Source organism: Zwartia panacis (genome assembly GCF_030410395.1).
Lineage (GTDB): Bacteria > Pseudomonadota > Gammaproteobacteria > Burkholderiales > Burkholderiaceae_B > Zwartia > Zwartia panacis.
In genome coordinates, this window is the sequence record NZ_JAUHHF010000002.1 from 216,073 (window position 1) to 236,679 (window position 20,607).

The 20,607-nt window shown below is 54.8% G+C and carries 19 protein-coding genes and 3 tRNA genes; 16 read left to right on the forward strand and 6 right to left on the reverse strand.

The genetic code is table 11. From position 1 onward, the window contains the following. Positions 1–23: 23 nt before the first annotated feature. On the reverse strand, positions 24–872 hold the full coding sequence (locus tag QWY30_RS03530) for a hypothetical protein (RefSeq protein ID WP_290238313.1): 849 nt from the start codon (positions 870–872) through the stop codon (positions 24–26). Between the two features lie 113 nt (positions 873–985). Between QWY30_RS03530 and QWY30_RS03535 the strand changes: the two genes are divergently transcribed. Both QWY30_RS03535 and QWY30_RS03540 read left to right on the forward strand, forming a co-directional pair. Further along, the gene (locus QWY30_RS03535) at positions 986–2,143 is read left to right on the forward strand and encodes a pyridoxal phosphate-dependent aminotransferase (RefSeq protein ID WP_290238315.1); all 1,158 of its coding nucleotides are present in this window, start codon (positions 986–988) and stop codon (positions 2,141–2,143) included. 27 nt (positions 2,144–2,170) lie between these two features. After that, positions 2,171–3,715 (forward strand): UbiD family decarboxylase, encoded by a 1,545-nt coding sequence (locus QWY30_RS03540; protein ID WP_290238316.1) that lies wholly within the window; start codon positions 2,171–2,173, stop codon positions 3,713–3,715. Between the two features lie 4 nt (positions 3,716–3,719). On the opposite strand, the gene QWY30_RS03545 is transcribed toward QWY30_RS03540, so the two are convergent. From QWY30_RS03545 to dacB, 3 genes are read right to left on the reverse strand one after another with little or no spacing between them, the layout of a single operon-like run. Continuing rightward, complete coding sequence (locus tag QWY30_RS03545; protein WP_435433366.1) at positions 3,720–4,727, reverse strand: FecCD family ABC transporter permease; 1,008 nt, start codon at positions 4,725–4,727, stop codon at positions 3,720–3,722. A 5-nt stretch (positions 4,728–4,732) separates the two neighbouring features. Continuing rightward, a complete protein-coding gene (locus tag QWY30_RS03550) occupies positions 4,733–5,446 on the reverse strand; it encodes a hypothetical protein (RefSeq protein WP_290238318.1) in 714 nt (237 codons plus the stop codon). Positions 5,447–5,461: 15 nt separating this feature from the next. Then, positions 5,462–6,913, reverse strand: a complete 1,452-nt coding sequence (dacB, locus tag QWY30_RS03555; protein ID WP_290238320.1) for a D-alanyl-D-alanine carboxypeptidase/D-alanyl-D-alanine endopeptidase — start codon at positions 6,911–6,913, stop codon at positions 5,462–5,464. A 109-nt stretch (positions 6,914–7,022) separates the two neighbouring features. Here dacB and queA point away from each other — a divergent pair, with 109 nt between their 5' ends. The 11 genes from queA to QWY30_RS03610 all read left to right on the forward strand — a co-directional run bounded on the left by queA (position 7,023) and on the right by QWY30_RS03610 (position 19,247). Then, entirely contained in the window at positions 7,023–8,063 is a 1,041-nt protein-coding gene (gene queA / locus QWY30_RS03560) for a tRNA preQ1(34) S-adenosylmethionine ribosyltransferase-isomerase QueA (RefSeq protein WP_290238322.1), read from the forward strand. Next, the gene (gene tgt / locus QWY30_RS03565) at positions 8,060–9,235 is read left to right on the forward strand and encodes a tRNA guanosine(34) transglycosylase Tgt (RefSeq protein WP_290238324.1); all 1,176 of its coding nucleotides are present in this window, start codon (positions 8,060–8,062) and stop codon (positions 9,233–9,235) included. Before queA ends, tgt begins: the two co-directional genes overlap by 4 nt. Before the next feature lie 32 nt (positions 9,236–9,267). After that, positions 9,268–9,609, forward strand: a complete 342-nt coding sequence (yajC, locus tag QWY30_RS03570; RefSeq protein WP_290238326.1) for a preprotein translocase subunit YajC — start codon at positions 9,268–9,270, stop codon at positions 9,607–9,609. 66 nt (positions 9,610–9,675) lie between these two features. Then, positions 9,676–11,544 carry a protein translocase subunit SecD gene (gene secD, locus QWY30_RS03575; RefSeq protein ID WP_290238327.1) on the forward strand — a complete coding sequence of 623 codons (1,869 nt, stop codon included), beginning with the start codon at positions 9,676–9,678 and terminating at the stop codon, positions 11,542–11,544. A 2-nt stretch (positions 11,545–11,546) separates the two neighbouring features. Further along, a complete protein-coding gene (gene secF, locus QWY30_RS03580) occupies positions 11,547–12,488 on the forward strand; it encodes a protein translocase subunit SecF (protein ID WP_290238328.1) in 942 nt (313 codons plus the stop codon). A 125-nt stretch (positions 12,489–12,613) separates the two neighbouring features. Then, complete coding sequence (miaB, locus tag QWY30_RS03585) at positions 12,614–14,005, forward strand: tRNA (N6-isopentenyl adenosine(37)-C2)-methylthiotransferase MiaB (protein ID WP_290238329.1); 1,392 nt, start codon at positions 12,614–12,616, stop codon at positions 14,003–14,005. Beyond that, positions 14,002–15,030 carry a PhoH family protein gene (locus QWY30_RS03590; RefSeq protein ID WP_290238331.1) on the forward strand — a complete coding sequence of 343 codons (1,029 nt, stop codon included), beginning with the start codon at positions 14,002–14,004 and terminating at the stop codon, positions 15,028–15,030. The genes miaB and QWY30_RS03590 overlap by 4 nt, the downstream gene beginning before the upstream one ends. Further along, positions 14,996–15,499, forward strand: a complete 504-nt coding sequence (gene ybeY, locus QWY30_RS03595) for an rRNA maturation RNase YbeY (protein ID WP_435433359.1) — start codon at positions 14,996–14,998, stop codon at positions 15,497–15,499. Before QWY30_RS03590 ends, ybeY begins: the two co-directional genes overlap by 35 nt. A gap of 69 nt (positions 15,500–15,568) precedes the next feature. Then, positions 15,569–16,456: a CorC family transporter gene (locus QWY30_RS03600; protein WP_290238333.1), complete on the forward strand. Its 888-nt coding sequence runs from the start codon at positions 15,569–15,571 to the stop codon at positions 16,454–16,456. After that, entirely contained in the window at positions 16,453–18,102 is a 1,650-nt protein-coding gene (gene lnt / locus QWY30_RS03605) for an apolipoprotein N-acyltransferase (protein ID WP_290238335.1), read from the forward strand. The genes QWY30_RS03600 and lnt overlap by 4 nt, the downstream gene beginning before the upstream one ends. After that, on the forward strand, positions 18,099–19,247 hold the full coding sequence (locus tag QWY30_RS03610) for a GNAT family N-acetyltransferase (protein ID WP_290238338.1): 1,149 nt from the start codon (positions 18,099–18,101) through the stop codon (positions 19,245–19,247). The genes lnt and QWY30_RS03610 overlap by 4 nt, the downstream gene beginning before the upstream one ends. Before the next feature lie 31 nt (positions 19,248–19,278). Here QWY30_RS03610 and QWY30_RS03615 read toward each other — a convergent pair whose 3' ends face one another. Continuing rightward, a complete protein-coding gene (locus tag QWY30_RS03615; RefSeq protein WP_290238340.1) occupies positions 19,279–19,710 on the reverse strand; it encodes a helix-turn-helix domain-containing protein in 432 nt (143 codons plus the stop codon). Between the two features lie 15 nt (positions 19,711–19,725). After that, the gene (locus QWY30_RS03620; RefSeq protein ID WP_290238342.1) at positions 19,726–20,037 is read right to left on the reverse strand and encodes a DUF4258 domain-containing protein; all 312 of its coding nucleotides are present in this window, start codon (positions 20,035–20,037) and stop codon (positions 19,726–19,728) included. Positions 20,038–20,291: 254 nt separating this feature from the next. On the opposite strand from QWY30_RS03620, the gene QWY30_RS03625 reads away from it, so the two are divergent. From QWY30_RS03625 to QWY30_RS03635, 3 genes are all read left to right on the forward strand, one after another. Beyond that, a tRNA-Ala gene (locus QWY30_RS03625) sits at positions 20,292–20,367 on the forward strand. Between the two features lie 28 nt (positions 20,368–20,395). Beyond that, positions 20,396–20,471 (forward strand) — tRNA-Glu (locus tag QWY30_RS03630). Between the two features lie 47 nt (positions 20,472–20,518). Further along, a tRNA-Asp gene (locus QWY30_RS03635) sits at positions 20,519–20,595 on the forward strand. Positions 20,596–20,607 lie beyond the last annotated feature (12 nt).

Genomic DNA, 20,607 nt, shown 5'->3' on the forward strand with positions numbered 1-20,607 from the left:
ATCTGTGATGGCCCTTTGTCAGGTCAAGTGAATTGAAGGGATTCTAGCCCTTTTGCTGCCGGAGTCTTGCCAAATAACCCCGCTGGATCTAGGGTCTGTTTAATCGCTTGTTCGAGCTTGTCTGCAGCATCTGCGATCAAGGCCGTGTTTCGATCAGAAGAACTTTGCACAAAAGGAGCATACTGGTCGTCAGGCGCCCGCAACCATAAGGTCTGTAACCATGCAAGACTACCACCGTGGCCTTGAAACAGCCAAGCCAAATTGAGCGAATCACCCGATTGCGACATCAAGGCGTCCAGCCGATAACGCATCGGCCAAGGGTCGCACTGCGCGCATAACACTGCTTCGGGGGACTGCGCCAGCTCGAAAAGTTTCGGAATTTTCTTTTGTACAGACAAACTCCTGAGTGGAGTACTTGCCTTGGCGCCGAACGGTCCCAACAACTCAAGTGTTCCGTCGGCAAGCATCACCTCTGCCTGCACAATGCCGCTGTGCAGGAGATTTCCGGCAAAAGGACTCGCAAACCACTGCGCCAAAGTGCGGTCGGCATGGCTCGGGTCGTAAGACTCGGCAAATACACCCACTCCATTGTGATGCAACGATCCAAGCGTCACGCCCGCATCGACCCGCCACAAACCTGACGCAGAATCGACGCACTCAAGCTGCGCCCAAGACGCACGCGAGTCAACCCATAGCACCGGACGGCTTTCATCCGGACGGGCGTCGGAATGCAGCAAGATCAGCTGCGCCCCAAACTCACTGCACAAAGCTTGAGCGTGCATGATGTCCACCGCGCGAGCGGGTTCCAGCCAGGCTTGTGAAGTCTGCGCATGCTGATCCCACCTGACTCGCCCCAGGCAGGTGCGCGACAATCGGGCACAAAATTGCCCCCACGGCGAGGCAGGCGTTCTGCGCCCTGTGAGAAAAGCCCTTCGAGACGGTTGGGTAACCACTACAATTCTGCTCCTGGATGGAGAATGGCAAGATGACGGCACTGGCAGCACGGACACACGATACAGTCACATTTCACGCAGTCGAGCTTTTAAAGGAAGCCTCGGCGCTCACACGTGCCGGCATCGACATTATCAGCCTGGGTGTCGGTGAACCCGACTTTACCGCAACACCCGCTGTCGTGGCTGCCATGGAGCGAGCAGCTCGAGCAGGTCTCAGCGGTTACTGCCCACCCGCGGGACTTCCGGAGTTGCGCGAGGCGATCGCTGGATTCTACGCCACCCAGCTTGGCGCAATCGTCGATCCCAGCCGCGTAATCGTCACTTCGGGAGCCAGCGGCGCATTGCTGCTCGCAGCCATGGCACTTGTAAATCCAGGTGACGAAGTACTCATGCCCGACCCGTGCTACCCACCTAACCGAAATTTTGTCGGCTCTGCGGGCGGCACAACCAAGCTCATTCCCACAACAGCTGCATCTCGGTTTCAGTTATCGGCCGAGGACGTCGCACGCAATTGGGGACCGAAAACGCGTGGCGTGCTCATTGCCTCGCCGAGCAATCCGACGGGCACCTCCATCGAGAGACCCGAACTCGCGCGCATTTTCAAGGAAGTCCGCGCGCGAGGCGGCTTTGTCATGATGGACGAGATCTATCTCAGCCTGTCCTATGATGGATTGAGACAATCAGCCTTGGGTCTGGACGATGATGTCATTATCCTCAACAGCTTTTCCAAGTATTTCAATATGACTGGCTGGCGACTGGGCTGGATGATCGTGCCTCCGCATCTGGTCGCTCCGATTGAAAAAATGGCCGCCAGTCTCGCGATCTGCGCCCCCACCCTCGCACAATACGGCGCGCTAGCCTGCTTTGAACCCGACACACTCTCCGTCTACGAACACCGTCGCGAAGAGTTTCGAAAGCGTCGCGACTTTGTTGTGCCGGCTCTCGAGGCACTCAACATCACCGTGCCCGTTAAACCAGATGGTGCGTTCTATGTATATGCCGACATTTCCGCCCACTCGCGCGACAGCTACGATTTCTCCCAAGCGCTGCTTCACGGCGCACGCGTGGCCGCGGTACCGGGACTCGATTTCGGTCCCGCCCATGCCGCGCACACCATGCGCTTTGCCTACACCACCAGCCTGGATCGCCTGCAAGAAGCCATGCAGCGCATCAAGACCTATCTCGGTTAATCCACACGCACAGCCAGGAAGCACATCTTGAAATACAAAGACCTGAGAGACTTTATCTCCCAACTCGAAAAAAACAACGATCTCAAACGCATCCATGCCCCCGTTTCGAGTGTGCTGGAGATGACCGAAATCTCCGATCGTGTCCTCAAAGCTGAAGGGCCTGCATTGATTTTTGAAAATACGCTGCATCACGGTAAAAAAAGCGACATGCCGGTGCTGACAAACTTGTTTGGTACACCCACGCGGGTGGCGCAAGGCATGGGGGCAGCGGACACCACCGCCCTTCGCGACATCGGTGAATTGCTCGCCAGTTTGCGCGAGCCAGAAGCGCCCAAAGGATTCAAGGACGCTCTTGCCAAAGTCTCCATGCTCAAAGCCGCGCTTTGGGACATGAGCCCCAAAAATGTTCGCGGCGCGGCGTGTCAGGAAATCGTATGGGAAGGCGACAATGTCGACCTGGCCAAGCTCCCCATCCAGACTTGCTGGCCCGGCGATGTTGCCCCACTGCTGACCTGGGGACTCGTGATCACACGTGGACCCAATGCAAGACGACAAAACCTCGGCATTTACCGTCAGCAAGTGATCGGTCGAAACAAGCTCATCATGCGCTGGCTCTCGCATCGTGGCGGCGCACTCGACTTTAGAGATCACGCGCTCGCGCATCCCGGCACCCCTTTTCCAATCGCCGTCGCGCTCGGCGCGGACCCCGCCACCACCCTTGGGGCCGTCACGCCTGTACCCGACTCGCTCTCCGAATATCAGTTCGCTGGATTGCTCAGAGGCGGTCGCACCGAAGTGACTTCGGCGCTGGGCAGCAACCTGTCGGTACCGGCAACCGCAGAAATTATTCTTGAAGGACACCTGTTGCCGAGCAGCGATCCGCGCGCGATCCGTCCGAGTATTCCAGAGGGTGTGAATCCACCTCCCTCATCGGACTACGAGCTGGCCCTCGAAGGTCCCTATGGCGACCATACCGGCTACTACAACGAACAAGACTGGTTTCCTGTCTTTACCGTCGATCGCATCACCATGCGACGCAATCCGATCTACCACTCGACCTACACGGGCAAACCGCCCGACGAACCTGCCGTTCTCGGTGTCGCACTCAACGAAGTGTTTGTCCCGATCCTGCGTCGGCAACTCCCTGAGATCGTGGATTTTTATCTGCCGCCCGAAGGTTGTAGTTATCGACTAGCCGTCGTGTCGATTCGCAAACAATACCCAGGACATGCCAAACGCGTCATGTTCGGTTTATGGAGCTTGCTCAGACAGTTCATGTACACCAAGTTCATCGTGGTCGTCGATCAGGATATCAATCCACGCGACTGGAAAGAGGTGGTCTGGGCCATGACAACGCGCATGGATCCCGTCAGAGACACGCTGTTGGTTGAAAACACCCCGATCGACTACCTGGATTTCGCCTCGCCCGTCTCGGGCTTGGGTGGAAAAATGGGGATGGATGCGACCAACAAGTGGCCTGGCGAAACGCAACGTGAATGGGGCAAACCGATCGAGATGGATGCTGCGACTAAAGCCCATGTGGACGCGATCTGGGGATCGCTCGGGCTTTGAGTTGCTAGCGAGTGCGGGCGGTTTGACTCAATAGCAACCAGAGAAAGAAAGGTCCGCCTACAAGACTGGTGATGACACCGACGGGAAGCTCGGCGGGCATCACCATCAGTCGCGCCAAGCCATCTGCAAGTAACAAAGCTGTCGCGCCACCAATCCAGGACATGGGCAACAACAAGCGATGATCCGCACCTAGCCACAGTCTCAGCACATGCGGCATCACCAGACCAATGAAAGCAATCCCCCCAGTCACGGCGACAAGGGGTCCCACCAACAAACAAATCGCAATAATGAGTTCCCGACGTACTCGATCCAATGCGAAACCAAGATGCTGTGCTTCACGTTCCCCAAGCAAGAGCGCATTGAGTATGCGCCAGCGCGCACATAGCCAAAGCGACAATAAAACTGACCAGGGCATGAGCCAAGCCAGACTGGACCAGCTCGCATGCGTGAGGCTGCCAAGAGACCAGAACGCGAAACTTCGAAACTGAGCGTCTGCCACGAAAGTAATGAGCAAACTCACCAGACTCAGCGCGAACGCGTTGATCGCTATTCCCGCCAGCAGCAGTCCAGCCAAGCCCGGTACGCGCCGTCCCACTAAATAAACGGCAAACGTCGCTATCACGGCACCTGTGAATCCCGCCAAACTCATGAAGAGCAGGCTTCCAAAACCAAACAGCAATGCGGTGACAGCGCCAAGCGAGGCGCCAGACGAAATACCAATCAAGGTAGGTTCAGCTAGAGGATTACGAAACAGCGCCTGCATGACTGCACCACTTAAGGCCAGAGCCCCACCCACAATGATCGCGAACAGCACACGAGGCAGTCGTAAATCGAAGAGTACGGTCTGCAAAAGTGGATCGCCGACATCCCGCCCGGCAATCAGCGCGAAAAATTCAGACCACGCCAAATCCACTGCGCCTGATCGTAGCGAAAGCAAGGCGAAACAAAACAAAACAAACAAGCCACCCGACAACAATCGTAGCGGGCTTGTCTCGGTCCTCTTGCCATGCATACGCATTAACGAATCGATTTGACTTCGATCACGGAGCGCTGGCCAGACTGCATGATCTCTTGCTTCATCACAAGATTGAGACTGGGACAAAACCAGTCAGTGACTTGCGACTGAATGTTTGGAAGGGGAATCATGGCTCCTCTGACATGCACAACCGTCGGATCCGTGCCGCGCGAATATCGCACCGGCCAGCAGGATTGTTGTCCAGCCGCAGTTTCAATACGCTGCTGTGCGCCCACTGTTTTTTCTCCCATGCGCACGGTCAAAGGTGTCGTAGGACCTCTTTTAGGATCCCCAATTGCCAGTCGGAAAGATTGCGGGGCAAAACGCTGTCCGGCGGCACGGACAGGCTCGCCATAACCAAAGAGGCTCAGCATCTGCACATCCACATCCGCGTCGCCCGCTTTTTTCGGAACGCCGGGTTTGGTCAAGCTCGATTTGACCCCATTCACGTGCATGACGTGATCCACATCGGTTTCCCCGGACAACATGCCAAGCAAGGCGTAATTGGCATAACCCTTTACCAAAGCCTGACATTGCTGTGCAGAAGACTTTTTCACTTGGCTGAAATTCAGTTTGGCGGCAACTTGTATCAAGCCAGAACCTACAATTTCTATCTCGCCACCATCATGGAAAAATTTCGCCTGACAGACTTCGGCCATGGCTGAAGGGGCAAAGCCTAGCAAGGCCAGCGCGGGCCATAAATATTTCAGCTTCATGGTGACCTCTCCCGATTACTTGGCTGTGAGCCACGCAATCAATGCGTTTTCAAAAGAGCGCGCTTCGTGCGCACGCTCGTGATTCACCATACTGACTACGATATAACGTTTACCGCTTGTTGACCAAACATAACCTGCAATAGAACGGACATCGCGTAAGGCACCCGTTTTCAAATGCGCAAGCGATTTAGTCGCGGGATCACGCAAACGATAACGTGTTGTTCCATCGACACCAAGAATCGCCAGAGAAGACACAAACTCGGGCATCACCGGTGAAGTCCAGGCGCGGTTGAGCATCTGCGTCAAACTCTCTGCAGAGACTACGCCATTTCTGGACAGTCCGGAGCCGTTATCCAACACCATACCCTTCATTGGCAAACCTTGCCGGGATAAAACGTCTTGTGCGACTTGAACACTTCCCGCGACGGTCGCAGGTTTGCGACCCGCCTCGGCGCCCAGTGTCAACAACAGCACGCGTGTCATCACATTGTTACTACGCTTATTAATCAGGCGAATCACCTCGGAGAGGGGCGGCGATTGGTGAGAAGCCACCGCAATCGCACTGCCAGGGATAGAACCTGAACGGACTTGACCCGTCATCGTCCCGCCCACTTCACGCCAGATTTCGCGTAATACCCGCGCGCCGAACTCTTGCTGCGACAAGGCTAAACGAAACACATCAAACTCGCCACAGGAGCCCGCGCCACGTCCAGTGACACGAATGCGAACCTTGTCTCCCAAGATAGTGGTGTCAGTCGTGACATTCGGCGAGCCGGGACATTGACCATCCTGCCAGGCCACATTGGCCTCAAGCTCGACACCTGGCAGAGGTGGATCGACAAAATATTTCCAGGACTTAGTTGCGGGATCAGGTGAGAACACCAGACGCATTGCGCCAAAGCCCACCATGAAAGCATCCGGACTGGCGTTGTAAGGCCGGTCAGCCGAACCATCGAAGGTCGAGGGATCAATCGTCACGTCACCAAAAATGGACCGATCGATCACGATGTCTGAAATTTCTTTAATACCCCGCAAACGCAGATCACGCATCAGACGCCAGACATCTGGCAACATCAAGACCGGATCGCCTCCAGCCCGTAAATATAGCGGGCCGCTCAGCACACCCTTTTCATTCACGCGGGACTCTGCATCCATCATGAAATTGGTATGCCAGACATAATTCGGTCCCAACCGAGACAATGCGGCGTACGTCGTCACGAGCTTCATGACCGAAGCGGGGTTGCGGGGAGTCTCTGAAGATACAGCAGCCAAACGCGGTCCACCGATCTCCTGAACCACAAGCGAAAGCGCAGACTCGGGGAGCTTGGTCTGCGCCCATGCACGGGCAAGCTCAGGCGGCAGGGAAACCTGGGTCGCGGTTTGGGCCTGGACACCTGAAAAAAATCCAAGCGCGATCAGACATTGAATGCCTAAGAGTTTCCATATCCGCAAATTGCCACCTTGCATACCATCACCTATTTGAGAGTCCAAGTCCACAGCATACAAAAAAAGTACGACGACGCGCTTAAAATGCCCGATTACGTTTGTTCTATTGCCCCTTTTTTCTGGTTATCGCGTGCCCACTCCTCTTTCCCTCGCCGATTTTGATTATGCGCTACCGCCCGAGCTGATTGCCCAAACGCCCGCCGCGACGCGCACAGCCAGTCGCTTGTTGCACGTCGATGCAACGGGCAAGCTCCAGGATCTGAAGTTTTCCTCTCTTCTATCCTTACTGAAACCCAACGACTTGCTCGTGTTTAACGACACGCGCGTCATGCAAGCGCGACTATTGGGTCATAAAGCGACGGGCGGCAAGGTCGAGGTTCTGATCGAGCGAATCACAGCGACAGATGAAGCGCTCGCGCATGTTCGCTCAAGCAAGTCGCCAGGCGCAGGGACAATGCTCAGGCTTGCCGATGCAGTGGATGTGACGGTCCTCGGACGTTCAGACGACCTCTTTGTCTTGAAATTCCAATCCCCCGTCCTGGACATCCTCGATCAATACGGATCATTGCCCCTGCCACCCTACATTACCCACCAGCCGGATGCACAAGACCTGCAGCGCTACCAGACTGTGTACGCACGCGAACCCGGCGCAGTCGCAGCTCCTACAGCCGGCTTGCACTTCGATGAAGCCTTATTCAAAGAACTCGAGCGTCTAGGAATTGCACGTACATTTGTCACATTGCATGTCGGGGCGGGAACTTTCCAGCCTGTCAGAGATGGCGATCTGGCTAAACACGTCATGCATGCGGAGTGGTACACCGTACCCGAATCGACCATTGACGCAATTGCCCGGGCACGCGCGACGGGCGGACGAGTGATCGCGGTTGGCACCACAAGCGTCAGGGCGTTGGAATCGGCAGCCAAAATCGATCCCACGATGAGCGCCCCTCAATCAGGGGACACGCGCTTATTCATTACGCCAGGCTTCGAGTACAGAGTCGTCGACGCGATGATCACCAACTTTCACCTGCCACAATCCACGCTGCTGATGCTGGTTTCAGCTTTCATCGGCTTAGACAGGATGAAACATGCTTACCAGCACGCCATTCAAGAGCGCTATCGCTTTTTCAGCTATGGTGACGCCATGTTTCTCGAACGGACAAAAAATTGACGCAACCAGACGCCCCTCACACTCCAGCAACTCAGTCTGGATTGACATTTGAACTGCTTGCCACGGACGGACAAGCACGTCGCGGCCGCATGACCCTGAACCACGGTGTCGTGGAAACTCCCATTTTTATGCCAGTTGGCACATATGGCACGGTGAAAGCCATGTTGCCCCATGAGCTCGAGGAGGTTGGCGCCCAGATTGTGCTGGGCAATACTTTTCACCTTTGGTTGCGCCCTGGCACAGAAGTCATCGCCAAACATGGCGGCCTTCATGGCTTTATGAAATGGTCGAAGCCCTTACTCACCGATTCGGGTGGCTTCCAGGTCTTCAGCCTTCAAGGCATGCGCAAGATCTCAGAGGAAGGGGTGAAATTCGCCTCCCCGATCGATGGCGCCAGGCTATTTTTAACCCCTGAGGAGTCCATGCGCATCCAGACCGCGCTGAACTCGGACGTGGTCATGGTGTTTGATGAATGCACGCCCTACATGATCAATGATCGCCCCGCGACCACCGAAGAAGCCGCCCGCTCGATGCGGATGTCCCTGCGCTGGGCGCGACGTTCGCGCGAGTCCTTTGATGCCTTGGGCAACCCGAACGCCTTGTTCGGGATTGTTCAAGGAGGCATGTTTGAAACACTGCGCGACGAATCCCTTGCAGGTCTAAAAGAGATCGGATTTCATGGTTACGCGATCGGAGGCTTATCTGTTGGCGAACCCAAAGAAGACATGCTGCGCATCCTCAACCATGTCGCTCCGCGCCTTCCCGAGCACTCGCCCCGTTACCTGATGGGTGTGGGTACGCCGGAGGATCTGGTCGAAGGCGTGGCGCAAGGCATCGACATGTTTGACTGCGTGATGCCCACCCGCAACGCTCGCAATGGCTGGTTGTTTACCCGCTTCGGCGACGTGAAGATCCGCAACGCCAAGTATCGCGACGACACCCGCCCGCTGGACCCAAGTTGCGGCTGTCACACCTGCCAGAACTTTTCCCTGTCATACCTGCACCACCTGCAGCGCGCGAACGAAATCACAGGCGCACGTCTCAACACCTTGCATAACCTGCATTTCTACCTCACCATCATGGCTGAAATGCGCGAAGCGATCGCAAAAGGGGCATTTAACCCTTGGCGAACAAAGTTTGCCAAAGATCGCGCCTCCAAGTCGGTACAATAGCGACCACCTTACTTTTTATAAAGGAGACCTTAATGTCTGCTCAAGCAATATCCGGCCTCGTGCTGGCACAGGCTGCTGATACAGCTAGCTCACTGATGGGAATGGCTCCCATTCTCCTGATGTTCGTTGTGCTGTATTTCCTGATGATTCGTCCTCAGATGAAGCGTCAAAAAGAACACAAAGCACTTTTGGCCGCACTGGCCAAGGGCGACGAAGTCATCAGCGCAGGCGGCCTGCTCGGCAAAGTCACCAAGGTCACCGACAACTATGTCACGATCGAAGTCGCTGAAATGGCTGACAAGCCAGTTGAAATCATTATGCAAAAAGCTTCAGTGTCGGCCGTCCTGCCAAAAGGCACGATTAAAGCGCTGTAATAAAGCCTGAACATCGCCCCGCAGCGTGTTGCTCGGGGCGCAATCCCTTTTTGATCCCCGTCGGCAATGAACCGCTATCCCCTTTGGAAATACCTGACGGTGCTGATCGCGGTTGTGATCGGCCTGCTCTATACACTGCCTAATTTTTATGGTGAATCACCTGCCGTGCAGGTGTCGAGCGCCAAGGCAACCCTGAAAATCGATAACGCCACCCTCGATCGCGTACAAACTATTCTGCAGCAAGCGGGTATCCAGAACACTGGCGCCACTTTCGAGCTCAATGGCACAGTAGGAACCGTTCGCGCGCGATTTAGCAGCACGGATATCCAACTGAAAGCGCGCGATCTCCTTGAGAAGGCGCTAAATCCGAATCCCGCGGATCCCTCTTACACCGTTGCACTGAATCTCTTGCCTGCATCGCCTTCCTGGTTGAGCGCGATCGGTGCACATCCCATGTATTTAGGCCTGGATTTGCGCGGAGGCGTGCACTTTCTGTTGCAAGTCGACATGCAAGGCGCACTGAGTTCACGCTACGACGCCCTGGTGACAGATTTGCGTGTGGCCTTGCGCGATCAACGCATTGAATCAACCGGTATCGAGCGTGAAGGCATGTCAGTTGTCTTGTCCTTCAACACTGACGCGCTGCGTGACCGTGCGATCTCTGCACTGCGCACCCGCAACCCCGACTTGCAAATGATCGAGCGAACAGAGGGCGGTCGTCTGCAGATCGTTGGACGGTTAAGCCAGGCTGCCATCACGGCCGTTCAAACCAGTGCGGTCAAACAAAACATCACGACTCTGCACAACCGTATCAATGAGCTCGGCGTTGCTGAGCCGATCATTCAACAACAAGGTGCAGACCGCATCGTTGTCCAGCTGCCTGGCGTTCAAGACGTTGCCAAAGCGAAGGACATTCTGGGACGCACCGCGACCCTTGAAATCCGGATGGTGGACGACTCGCCCGCAGCAGCCAGCGCGCTTGCCGCCGGCACAGTGCCTTTCGGTCTCGAGCGTTATCAGGATCGTGATGGCCGACCTCTGCTGGTGCGCCGCCAGGTTGTCCTGACCGGCGAAAATCTTCAAGATGCACAAGCCGGTCGTGACAGTCAGAACCAGCAGCCTGCCGTTCATCTGACCTTGGACGCGAAAGGCGCCCGCATTTTCCGTGACGTTACCCGCGACAACGTCAACAAACGCATGGCCATTTTGTTGTTTGAAAAGGGTCGTGGTGAGGTTGTCACCGCGCCGGTCATTCGAGGTGAAATTCCTGGCGGCCAAGTGCAGATCTCCGGCAGCATGACCGCCGAAGAAGCTGCCGATACGGCCCTCCTGCTGCGCGCGGGCTCGCTTGCGGCTCCAATGGAAATCATCGAAGAACGCACAATCGGTCCGAGCCTGGGCGCTGAGAATATCGAGAAAGGTTTCAACTCCACACTCTACGGTTTTATCGGTATTGCCATTTTCATGGTGATTTATTACCACCTGTTTGGGGTGTTCTCCACTGTGGGTCTGGCGCTCAACGTCTTGTTACTGCTTGCCCTGCTATCCATGCTGCAAGCGACACTGACCCTGCCTGGTATCGCTGCGATTGCACTGACACTGGGCATGGCGATCGACGCCAACGTACTGATCAACGAGCGAATACGAGAAGAACTGCGTAACGGAGAGTCGCCTCAAAACGCCATCAATCTCGGTTTTGAGCGCGCCTGGGGCACGATTGTCGACTCCAACCTGACAACGCTCATCGTGGGCGTCGCCTTGCTGGTGTTTGGTTCAGGACCGGTGCGGGGCTTTGCGGTCGTTCACTGCCTGGGCATTCTCACCTCCATGTTCTCAGCGGTGGTCGGCGTGCGCGCCTTGGCCAACCTCTGGTACGGACACAAGAAAAAACTCCAGTCGATCTCGATTGGAACGGTCTGGAAACCCAAGGACTGATCATGGAACTTTTTCGAATCAAACGCACCATCCCGTTCATGCGCCATGCTTTTGTGCTGAACGTCATCAGCGTGGTTGTTTTCATCGCTGCTGTATTTTTTATCATCACACGCGGTTTTCACCTGTCGATCGAATTCACAGGCGGAACCGTCATGGAAGTCAGCTACACGCAATCAGCACCTCTGGATCAAATCAGAAGCTCCGTATCTGGTTTGGGCTATTCGGACTTTCAAGTGCAAAACTTCGGCACATCCCGTGACGTCATGATTCGTTTACCTTTGGGTGCAGGACAAACTTCTGCGGCCCAAAGTGAAACTGTCATGCAAGCCTTGAAAGCGACCGATTCTTCGGCTGAGTTGAGGCGAGTCGAGTTTGTCGGACCGCAAGTCGGACGCGAGCTTGTCGAAAACGGGCTGCTCGCGCTGCTTTTCGTTGTGATCGGCATTGTGGTCTACCTCGCCGTGCGTTTTGAATGGAAGTTTGCGGTCGCGGGTGTGTTGGCCAACTTGCACGATGTGGTCATTATTCTGGGCTTTTTTGCTTTCTTTGGCTGGGAGTTTTCTCTCCCCGTGCTTGCTGGCGTGTTGGCGGTCTTAGGTTACTCCGTCAACGAATCCGTTGTGATCATGGATCGTATCCGTGAAAACTTCCGCAAAGAGCGCGACATCCCGGTCACTGAAGTCATCAACAGCGCGATTACACAAACGATCTCCCGCACGGTCATCACGCACGGCTCGACTCAGATCATGGTGCTCACCATGCTGATCTTTGGCGGTCCCACACTGCACTATTTTGCCCTGGCGCTGACGATTGGTATCTGGTTTGGTATTTACTCCTCCGTTTTTGTGGGTGCCTCCATCGCAATGTGGTTGGGCGTGACACGCGAAGACATGATCAAACCCGTCAAAAAACGTGACGAAGTCGAAGAGGTTTATCAGGAATAAATCCTGACCATTTTTCATATCAGCAAACAAATGGGCGCTCAGGCGCCCATTTTGTTGTCGACACGGTAAACTACGTCTTTACTTTCAATATTGCCCACGGGATTAACACCCGCTCCGGCACCATCATGCAAAACACAGACAATCCAAAAAAAGTATTCATCCGCACCTTTGGCTGCCAGATGAATGAGTACGACTCAGACAAAATGCTCGACGTTCTTGGACAGGAGCGCGGCGTCGTCGTCACGCAAACGCCCGAAGACGCGGACGTTATTTTGTTCAACACCTGTTCCGTTCGTGAAAAAGCGCAGGAAAAAGTCTTTTCTGACCTGGGTCGGATCAAACACCTGAAAGCGCTCAATCCCGATCTCGTCATTGGGGTGGGTGGATGCGTCGCCAGCCAGGAAGGCTCGGCCATTGTCGATCGCGCACCTTATGTGGATGTTGTGTTTGGACCTCAGACCCTGCACCGCCTGCCTGAGATGATCGCCCGCCGTCGCTCGGAGGGACGTTCCCAAGTCGATATCAGTTTCCCCGAAATTGAGAAATTCGATGCCATGCCACCACCGCGCGTCGAAGGCGCGACGGCGTTTGTCTCCATCATGGAAGGCTGCAGCAAATACTGCAGTTTTTGTGTCGTGCCCTACACACGCGGCGAGGAGATCTCCCGTCCTTTTGAAGATGTGCTCACCGAAGTCGCCGACCTCGCGGATCAAGGTGTCAAAGAAGTTACCTTGCTCGGTCAAAACGTCAACGCCTATCGCGGACGCATGAGTGCAGACGAACACGCTGAAATCGCCGACTTTGCCACGCTCCTTGAATACGTTCACGAAATTCCAGGGATTGAGCGTATTCGCTACACCACCTCTCACCCAAAAGAAATGACGACGCGCATGATTGAGGTCTACGCGCGACTACCCAAGCTCGTTTCCTTTCTGCATTTACCAGTTCAGGCCGGCAGTGATCGCGTACTCGCGGCCATGAAACGCGGCTATACCGCGATCGAGTTCAAATCAGTTGTGCGCAAATTACGCGCCGCCCGCCCGGGACTGACACTTTCTTCCGACTTTATCGTGGGCTTTCCCGGTGAAACCGAAGAGGATTTTGAAAAAACCATGAAGCTGATCGAAGAAATCGGCTTCGACACCTCGTTTTCCTTTGTTTACTCGCGCCGTCCTGGCACCCCGGCTGCCGACCTTGTGGATGACACGCCACAGACAGTCAAACTACAACGCTTGCAACGCCTCCAAGCCCTGATCAACGAACAAGCCCATGCGATTGCGCGCAGCATGGTGGGATCGACACAACGCATTCTGGTTGAAGGCACCTCGACACGAGATCCCAACGAGCTCAGCGGACGCACTGAAAACAACCGTATCGTCAATTTCCCCGGCAATCCCCGACTCATCGGACAGATGATCGATGTCGTGATCACGGACGCGATGACCAATACCTTCAGAGGTCGAGTGGCCATTCAGGACGATGCGATGACGAGTCCAGTTAGCGGAGCGGCATCATGAGTCGCCCTCCCGTTAAAACCTCATCGCGTGCGCGTCCGCTTCCCGTCAAAATGACGCTCGACGGCAGCAACCAACAGTTGGCCAACCTCTGCGGCCCTCTGGACGTGAACCTGCGTCAAATCGCCGATGGCCTCGATCTCGAACTGACCAGACAAGGCAGCAAGCTCACCATCCGCGGTGCGCACGCTGAGGCTGCCAGCAAAATGATTTTCGCGTTTCATGACCGCGCCGCCCAGCATGCGTTATCCGTCGATGACATTCAGCTTGGCCTTGTCGAAATTGGCGTGGGTCGTTCTGTGACGCCCACCATGCCTGCTTTTGATCCCAGCGAGTTTCCGCCACTGGACGACGAAAGTGGCACGATCGCCTTGCGCACGCGGCGCAGTGACTTGCGTCCACGCACACCGCGCCAGCGCGACTATCTCAACAACATACTGAAACACGACATCACGTTCGGTGTGGGCCCTGCCGGAACAGGCAAAACCTGGCTGGCTGTTGCATGCGCAATCGATGCGATGGAACGCGATACGGTTCAACGTATCGTTCTGACACGTCCTGCGGTCGAGGCAGGCGAACGTCTGGGATTTTTACCCGGCGATCTCGCGCAAAAAGTCGATCCCTATCTGCGCCCTCTTTACGACGCGCTTTACGACTTGATGGGATTCGAGCGCGTGCAACGTTTGTTTGAAAAACAAACCATTGAAATCGCACCGCTCGCATACATGCGCGGACGTACACTGAATCACGCTTTCGTGATTTTGGATGAAGCGCAAAACACCACGCCCGAACAAATGAAAATGTTTTTAACGCGTATCGGCTTTGGTAGCAAAGCAGTCATCACCGGAGATCCGTCCCAGGTTGATTTACCAAAAGGCCACAAAAGCGGTCTCGCACACGCTGTAAAAGTGCTCGAGGATGTCAAAGGCATCGCCGTCACAACATTCACGAGTCGAGATGTTGTGCGGCATCCTCTGGTGGCACGTATTGTCGATGCGTATGAACAAGCCGAACAAAACGCCAGCTGAGCTGTCCCTCACGATCCATTACGCGGTCGAGGTCCCAGCCTTGCCACGTTGGAAAATTCGTCGCTGGATACACCGCGCCATGCTCGCGGCACAGGTTGATGGCAAAGTTTCTTTCACGCGTATGCAAATCGGGTTGCGTCTGGTCGGCTTGAAAGAAGCGCAAGCACTCAATGCCGGATACCGTCACAAAGACTATGCCACCAACGTGCTGACCTTCGAGTATGGCGTGCAACCGGATGGGACCGCTGCAGGCGATATCGTGCTGTGTGTTCCCGTCCTCACACGCGAAGCCAAAGAGCAGCGCAAAGACTTTCTTTGCCATGCGGCGCATTTAATGATTCACGGTACCTTGCATGCGCTTGGCTACGATCACATCAAAGCGCGTGAAGCCAAGCACATGGAAGCATTGGAAACAAGAATCCTCGCCGCGATGGGGATCGATAACCCTTATCTGATTCAAGAGAAATGACACGTTTTTTAACGATCAACAGGTCACTTTCAGGTTATCCTTAACTCTCCTAAACTCTGTCCCCGGACGATGTCAGATCCCTATCCTGCTGCCGATCATTCAACACCTTCGGCCAAGCCAAGCCGCCCCCGCCTCCTAGATCGCCTTTTGTCTCTGGTTCGGCGCGAACCCGAAGACCGCGAAGGCATCATGGCCGTACTGGATGCGGCCCGCGAACGCGAGCTGATTGATGCGGACGCCTATTCGATGCTCAAAGGCGCACTGGCGGTCTCTGAACAAACAGCTGTCGATGTCATGGTGCCACGCGCACGCATGGACTTGCTCGATGTGTCGCAACCGATCGCGACACTGATGCCGGAGATCATTGAAACCGCCCACTCGCGTTTTCCCGTGTTCGAAGGTTCCCGCGAGAACATCATCGGCGTGGTCATGACCAAGGATTTGTTGCGTCATCTGCTCAACACAGAACTGACTTTACGTGACCTCGTCAGACCAGCTGTATTTATCCCCGAAACGAAACGACTGAACGTCTTACTCCAAGAGTTTCGGCGTAATCGTAACCACATCGCCGTGGTCATCGACGAGCATGGCGGCATCACCGGCTTGGTCACCCTCGAAGATGTGCTGGAGCAAATCGTCGGCGCGATCGAGGACGAATACGATGTGGATGGCGAGAAAACGATTTTCCCGGATGGTGTACGCGCCTGGCGTCTGCTGGCGACCACCGAGATCGAAGCCTTTAACGAAGCACTTGGCGCCGATCTGCCAACCGGCGAATACGACACAGTCGGTGGCTGGCTGGCGCATGAGCTTGGCCATATCCCCAAAAGAGGCGATGCCTGCCAGCACGGTGATTTGCGTATCGAAGTGATGCGCGCCGATGCACGACGCGCGCTCTGGTTGCGCGCCAAAGCACGCGGCAAGGCCGAACCTGTTCGCGTGACACCGCCAGCGTGAACACACTCTGGCTGAAATGGCGACTCGTCCTCGGGTTGCTCATTGGCGGCGCAGTCCACGCATTAAGCTTTGCGCCCAATCCTCTCCCCCAGTGGGCACTGAGCCCCCTGCAGCTTTGCACCATGGCATGGCTCGTCACATGCATCTGGCGCGCGCCAGGCGGCCTCTACGCGGCCCGTAGAGCCTGGTTTTTTGCTTTGGGTCACTTTGTAGTTGGTCTGTATTGGCTCACCATCAGCATGCATGTGTATGGCTACATGCCCATGCCGCTTGCGATCGTCGCGCTTGTCGCGCTCAGCGCCTATTTAGCTTTGTTTGCCAGCCTCGCGGCCTGGCTCGTACATCAAGTCAAAGCCGTCTCCAGATCGTCATTGTCTGCGATGCTCTGGGCATGCTTTGCCTGGGCCAGCGCCTGGACCCTTTCTGAGTGGCTGCGTGCCACACTTTTTACAGGCTTTCCCTGGCTCAATATCGGTTATGCGCATGTCGATAGTTGGTTCGCGGGTTGGTCGACCGTTTTAGGCTTGTATGGTGTGACCTTTGTCACGGCGTTTAGCGCAGCGGCGATTGCGGCGCTTGTTGGAACCCGATCGGACACTCGAAATAAAAAGATTATCGACACTCTCGACATACCATCGAGTTCGCAATCACCTCTCCACGCCCTGACTGGTGTGCTCGCGTTCGCGTTTGCGCTTATCGGTCTGGTCCTCAGTCAGGTCCAATGGTCTACTCCCGCTGGTACCCCGCTTGTCGCACGGCTCGTTCAAGGTAACGTCGACCAAGGCATTAAATTCACACCAGACCATCTCTATAAAATTATTCAGGAGCACCTGCGCCTGGCCGCCACCCCTGTTCCCATCGGCAGTCCGCAACCGCAAGTGGTGCTGTTACCTGAAACCGTGATGGCCGTTTTTCAACATCAAATCGCACCAGCCGCCTGGCAAGCCTGGATTGATGTCGCCAACGCTCAGAAGAGCACGATCCTGATGGGTGCGGCCTTATTTAATAGCAAAACGGGCGATTACACGAACAGTGTCATTGGCATCAATGATAAGACCACCGTACAGCAGCTATCCGAAGCAACCATGGCGCAACGCTACGACAAAAGTCACTTGGTACCATTCGGCGAGTTCGTGCCCTTTGGCTTCAGATGGTTCGTCAATCTGATGTCCATTCCGCTCGGTGACTTTACGCGTGGGGCGTCCACTCAAAAACCATTTGCGATTGATGGTCAACAGATTGCACCCAACATTTGTTATGAAGACGTCTTCGGTGAAGAGTTGCTGCCAGCCGTGCGCGACGGTGCGACTATTTTGGCCAACTTCAGCAACCTCGCTTGGTTTGGTGACTCCTGGGCGCTTAGACAGCACTGGCAAATGTCTCGCATGCGCGCCATCGAAACATCCCGCCCCATGCTGCGAGCAACCAATACCGGCGCCACGGGCGCGATCGATCATCGCGGTCAAGACATCTCACAGCTTCCTGCCAATCGCGTAGGCGTGCTCGACACCACCATTCAAGGTCAACAAGGACTCACACCCTATGTACGCATGGGGAATGGCCTCATCCTTGGCCTGTCAGTCCTGATACTTGTCGCCGCTTGGCTGCGACGCCAGCGCTTAAAGCAACACGCGCAAACCAGATGAGCGCCCTCAGACTCCAAGCGATCGAACGTATCGCCGAGATCGAGCCGGCGCTTTGGGACCGACTGGTCAAAAACTCCGGCGGCTCGGTGCTGAGCCAACATGCTTTTCTACATGCCTTCGAAACCTCTGGGAGCGTTGCTCCTGATACTGGATGGCAACCTAGGCATCTTTTATTGTGGGGAAACGACCAGCTCGTCGCGGCCATCCCGCTTTATGCCAAGGGACACTCCTATGGTGAGTTCGTGTTTGACTGGGCCTGGGCGGACGCCTACCAGCGTAACGGTCTGGAATATTACCCAAAATGGCTCTCAGCCATCCCCTTTACTCCGGTTCCCGGCGCGAGGCTCCTGACCACCGACGCCTATCGCGCACTGGCTGCTGCCGCACTTTTGCAATGGACTCAAAAAAGCGGACTTTCCTCGCTCCACGTTCTCTACACGACCCCCGAGGACACCGAAGCCCTTATACAAGCGGGCTGCCTGCTTCGCACCCACACTCAGTTTCACTGGTTTAATCGCGACTGGCCCGATTTCGACAGTTTTCTATCGAGCCTGACTCAACCCAAACGTAAAAAAATCCGCGCCGAACGCCGCAAAGTCCGCGACGCGGGAGTCACCACAAGCGTGCGCACAGGTAGCGAAATCACCTCAGAGGACTGGGCGTTTTTTTATCGCTGCTATGCCAACACCTATCACGTGCGTGGAAACACTCCCTATCTGACGCCAGCGTTTTTTCTGACTGTTGGTGAAAAGCTTTCAGAGCATTGCGTCATGGCCATTGCGTCCCGCGGTGAACAACCCATCGCCGCCTCCTTGCTGTGGCTGGATACGGTCAACGGCCAGCGCAAACTCTATGGTCGCTACTGGGGCGCTCTCGAACACGTCGATTGCCTGCATTTTGAACTGGCCTATTACACCCCTCTGGAATGGGCGCTAGCCAACGATATTGACGTTGTCGAGGGCGGTGCGCAAGGTGAACATAAACTCGCCCGTGGCTTTGAGCCTGTTCAAACCCAGTCCGTCCATTGGCTTGCACATCCAGGATTTGCAGATGCTGTAGAAAAGTTTCTCGAGCGTGAAAGGGCTGGCGTGGATCATTACCTCGGGAGCCTGAGCTCGCCTTTTCGGGGAGAAGTGGGGGATTAATTTTTAGACTGAGTCTTGATACATCCCGACTTTACGCAGCCAAACGCCAACCCAAACGCGTATCCGACAATATGAGCTTTTCACTTTGATGAAAATCAAGCTCAATCAAACGATTGATGATTTCCTGAACTTTGACATTGCCGTCAATTTTTTCAAGATAAAGAAGCCTGATGAGGCGGTCATATCCCTTTGGCATTCGACCTCGCCGCTCCCAAAGAGAAACTGTTTGCTCCGTGCTACCCAAGAGATCAGCCATACGCTTTTGAGAGAGTCCTAGCTCTTTTCTTAAAAATCTAATTTCTGATGCATTCAAATTGGACTTGGCCGCAACAGCTCTGCCAATGACCTCGTGCAACTCGTCCACATCGCTGATTGAAATAGCCTCCTCTCCGTCAATCTCACAAATGTCGTAGCCATTGGTCAGCCAGACATTTTGCAAACCACATTCTTTGTAGTGATACATGTGAGTTCTTCCCATTCAAAATACTGTGATCACAGCGATCATCCTTCCCTGGTTACCTTGCTTGATAGCGACGGCGATTATTACTTCATCTCCAGCAATAGAGTGGCGCATCGTGAGCTTCCAATCTCCTTTGATATCCAGATGAACACTTTCATAAATGAAACCCGACCTCAAGCAACACAAAACTTGCTTTAACGTAATTTTTCGCTGTTGCATGCGAAGTTTTGCGTGCGCTGTCATATAAACATTTGCACTCTCAACAGCGAGCATGCGAACGAGGCGTAGAGCATTTGCGTCATTAAGACGAAGAGGGATGACGTTGATCATACCCATAATTATTATGGGTATTGTATAAGCATCCTAATACTTTTACACATCCAAACAGTCATTACATTTCGAATAATCCAAGCACTTTAGACTGTATGAACAAATGGACCGACTTGCACGAACGCCAAATTTTGTGCATAATCCCGTTTCTTCGCTGTCGACACATCCAACAGAAATGTCGGGTGCCTTAATCGAAGTCAGCACCACCAAAGTTCTCTCAGTTCGGTTCTTTTGCGGTCTGTACTGAAATTTTTGGGGGTATAGCTCAGCTGGGAGAGCGCTTGCATGGCATGCAAGAGGTCAGCGGTTCGATCCCGCTTACCTCCACCAGTTAATGCGAAGAGAAGTTGTTAGTCCTGTCCCCTTCGTCTAGAGGCCTAGGACATCACCCTTTCACGGTGAGTACAGGGGTTCGAATCCCCTAGGGGACGCCAGTTTTTCTGGCTTTTAGGGTAGTTTAAGTAATAGTTTTTACCGCTGCGGAGCGGTAGTTCAGTTGGTTAGAATACCGGCCTGTCACGCCGGGGGTCGCGGGTTCGAGTCCCGTCCGCTCCGCCAAGCACACATCAA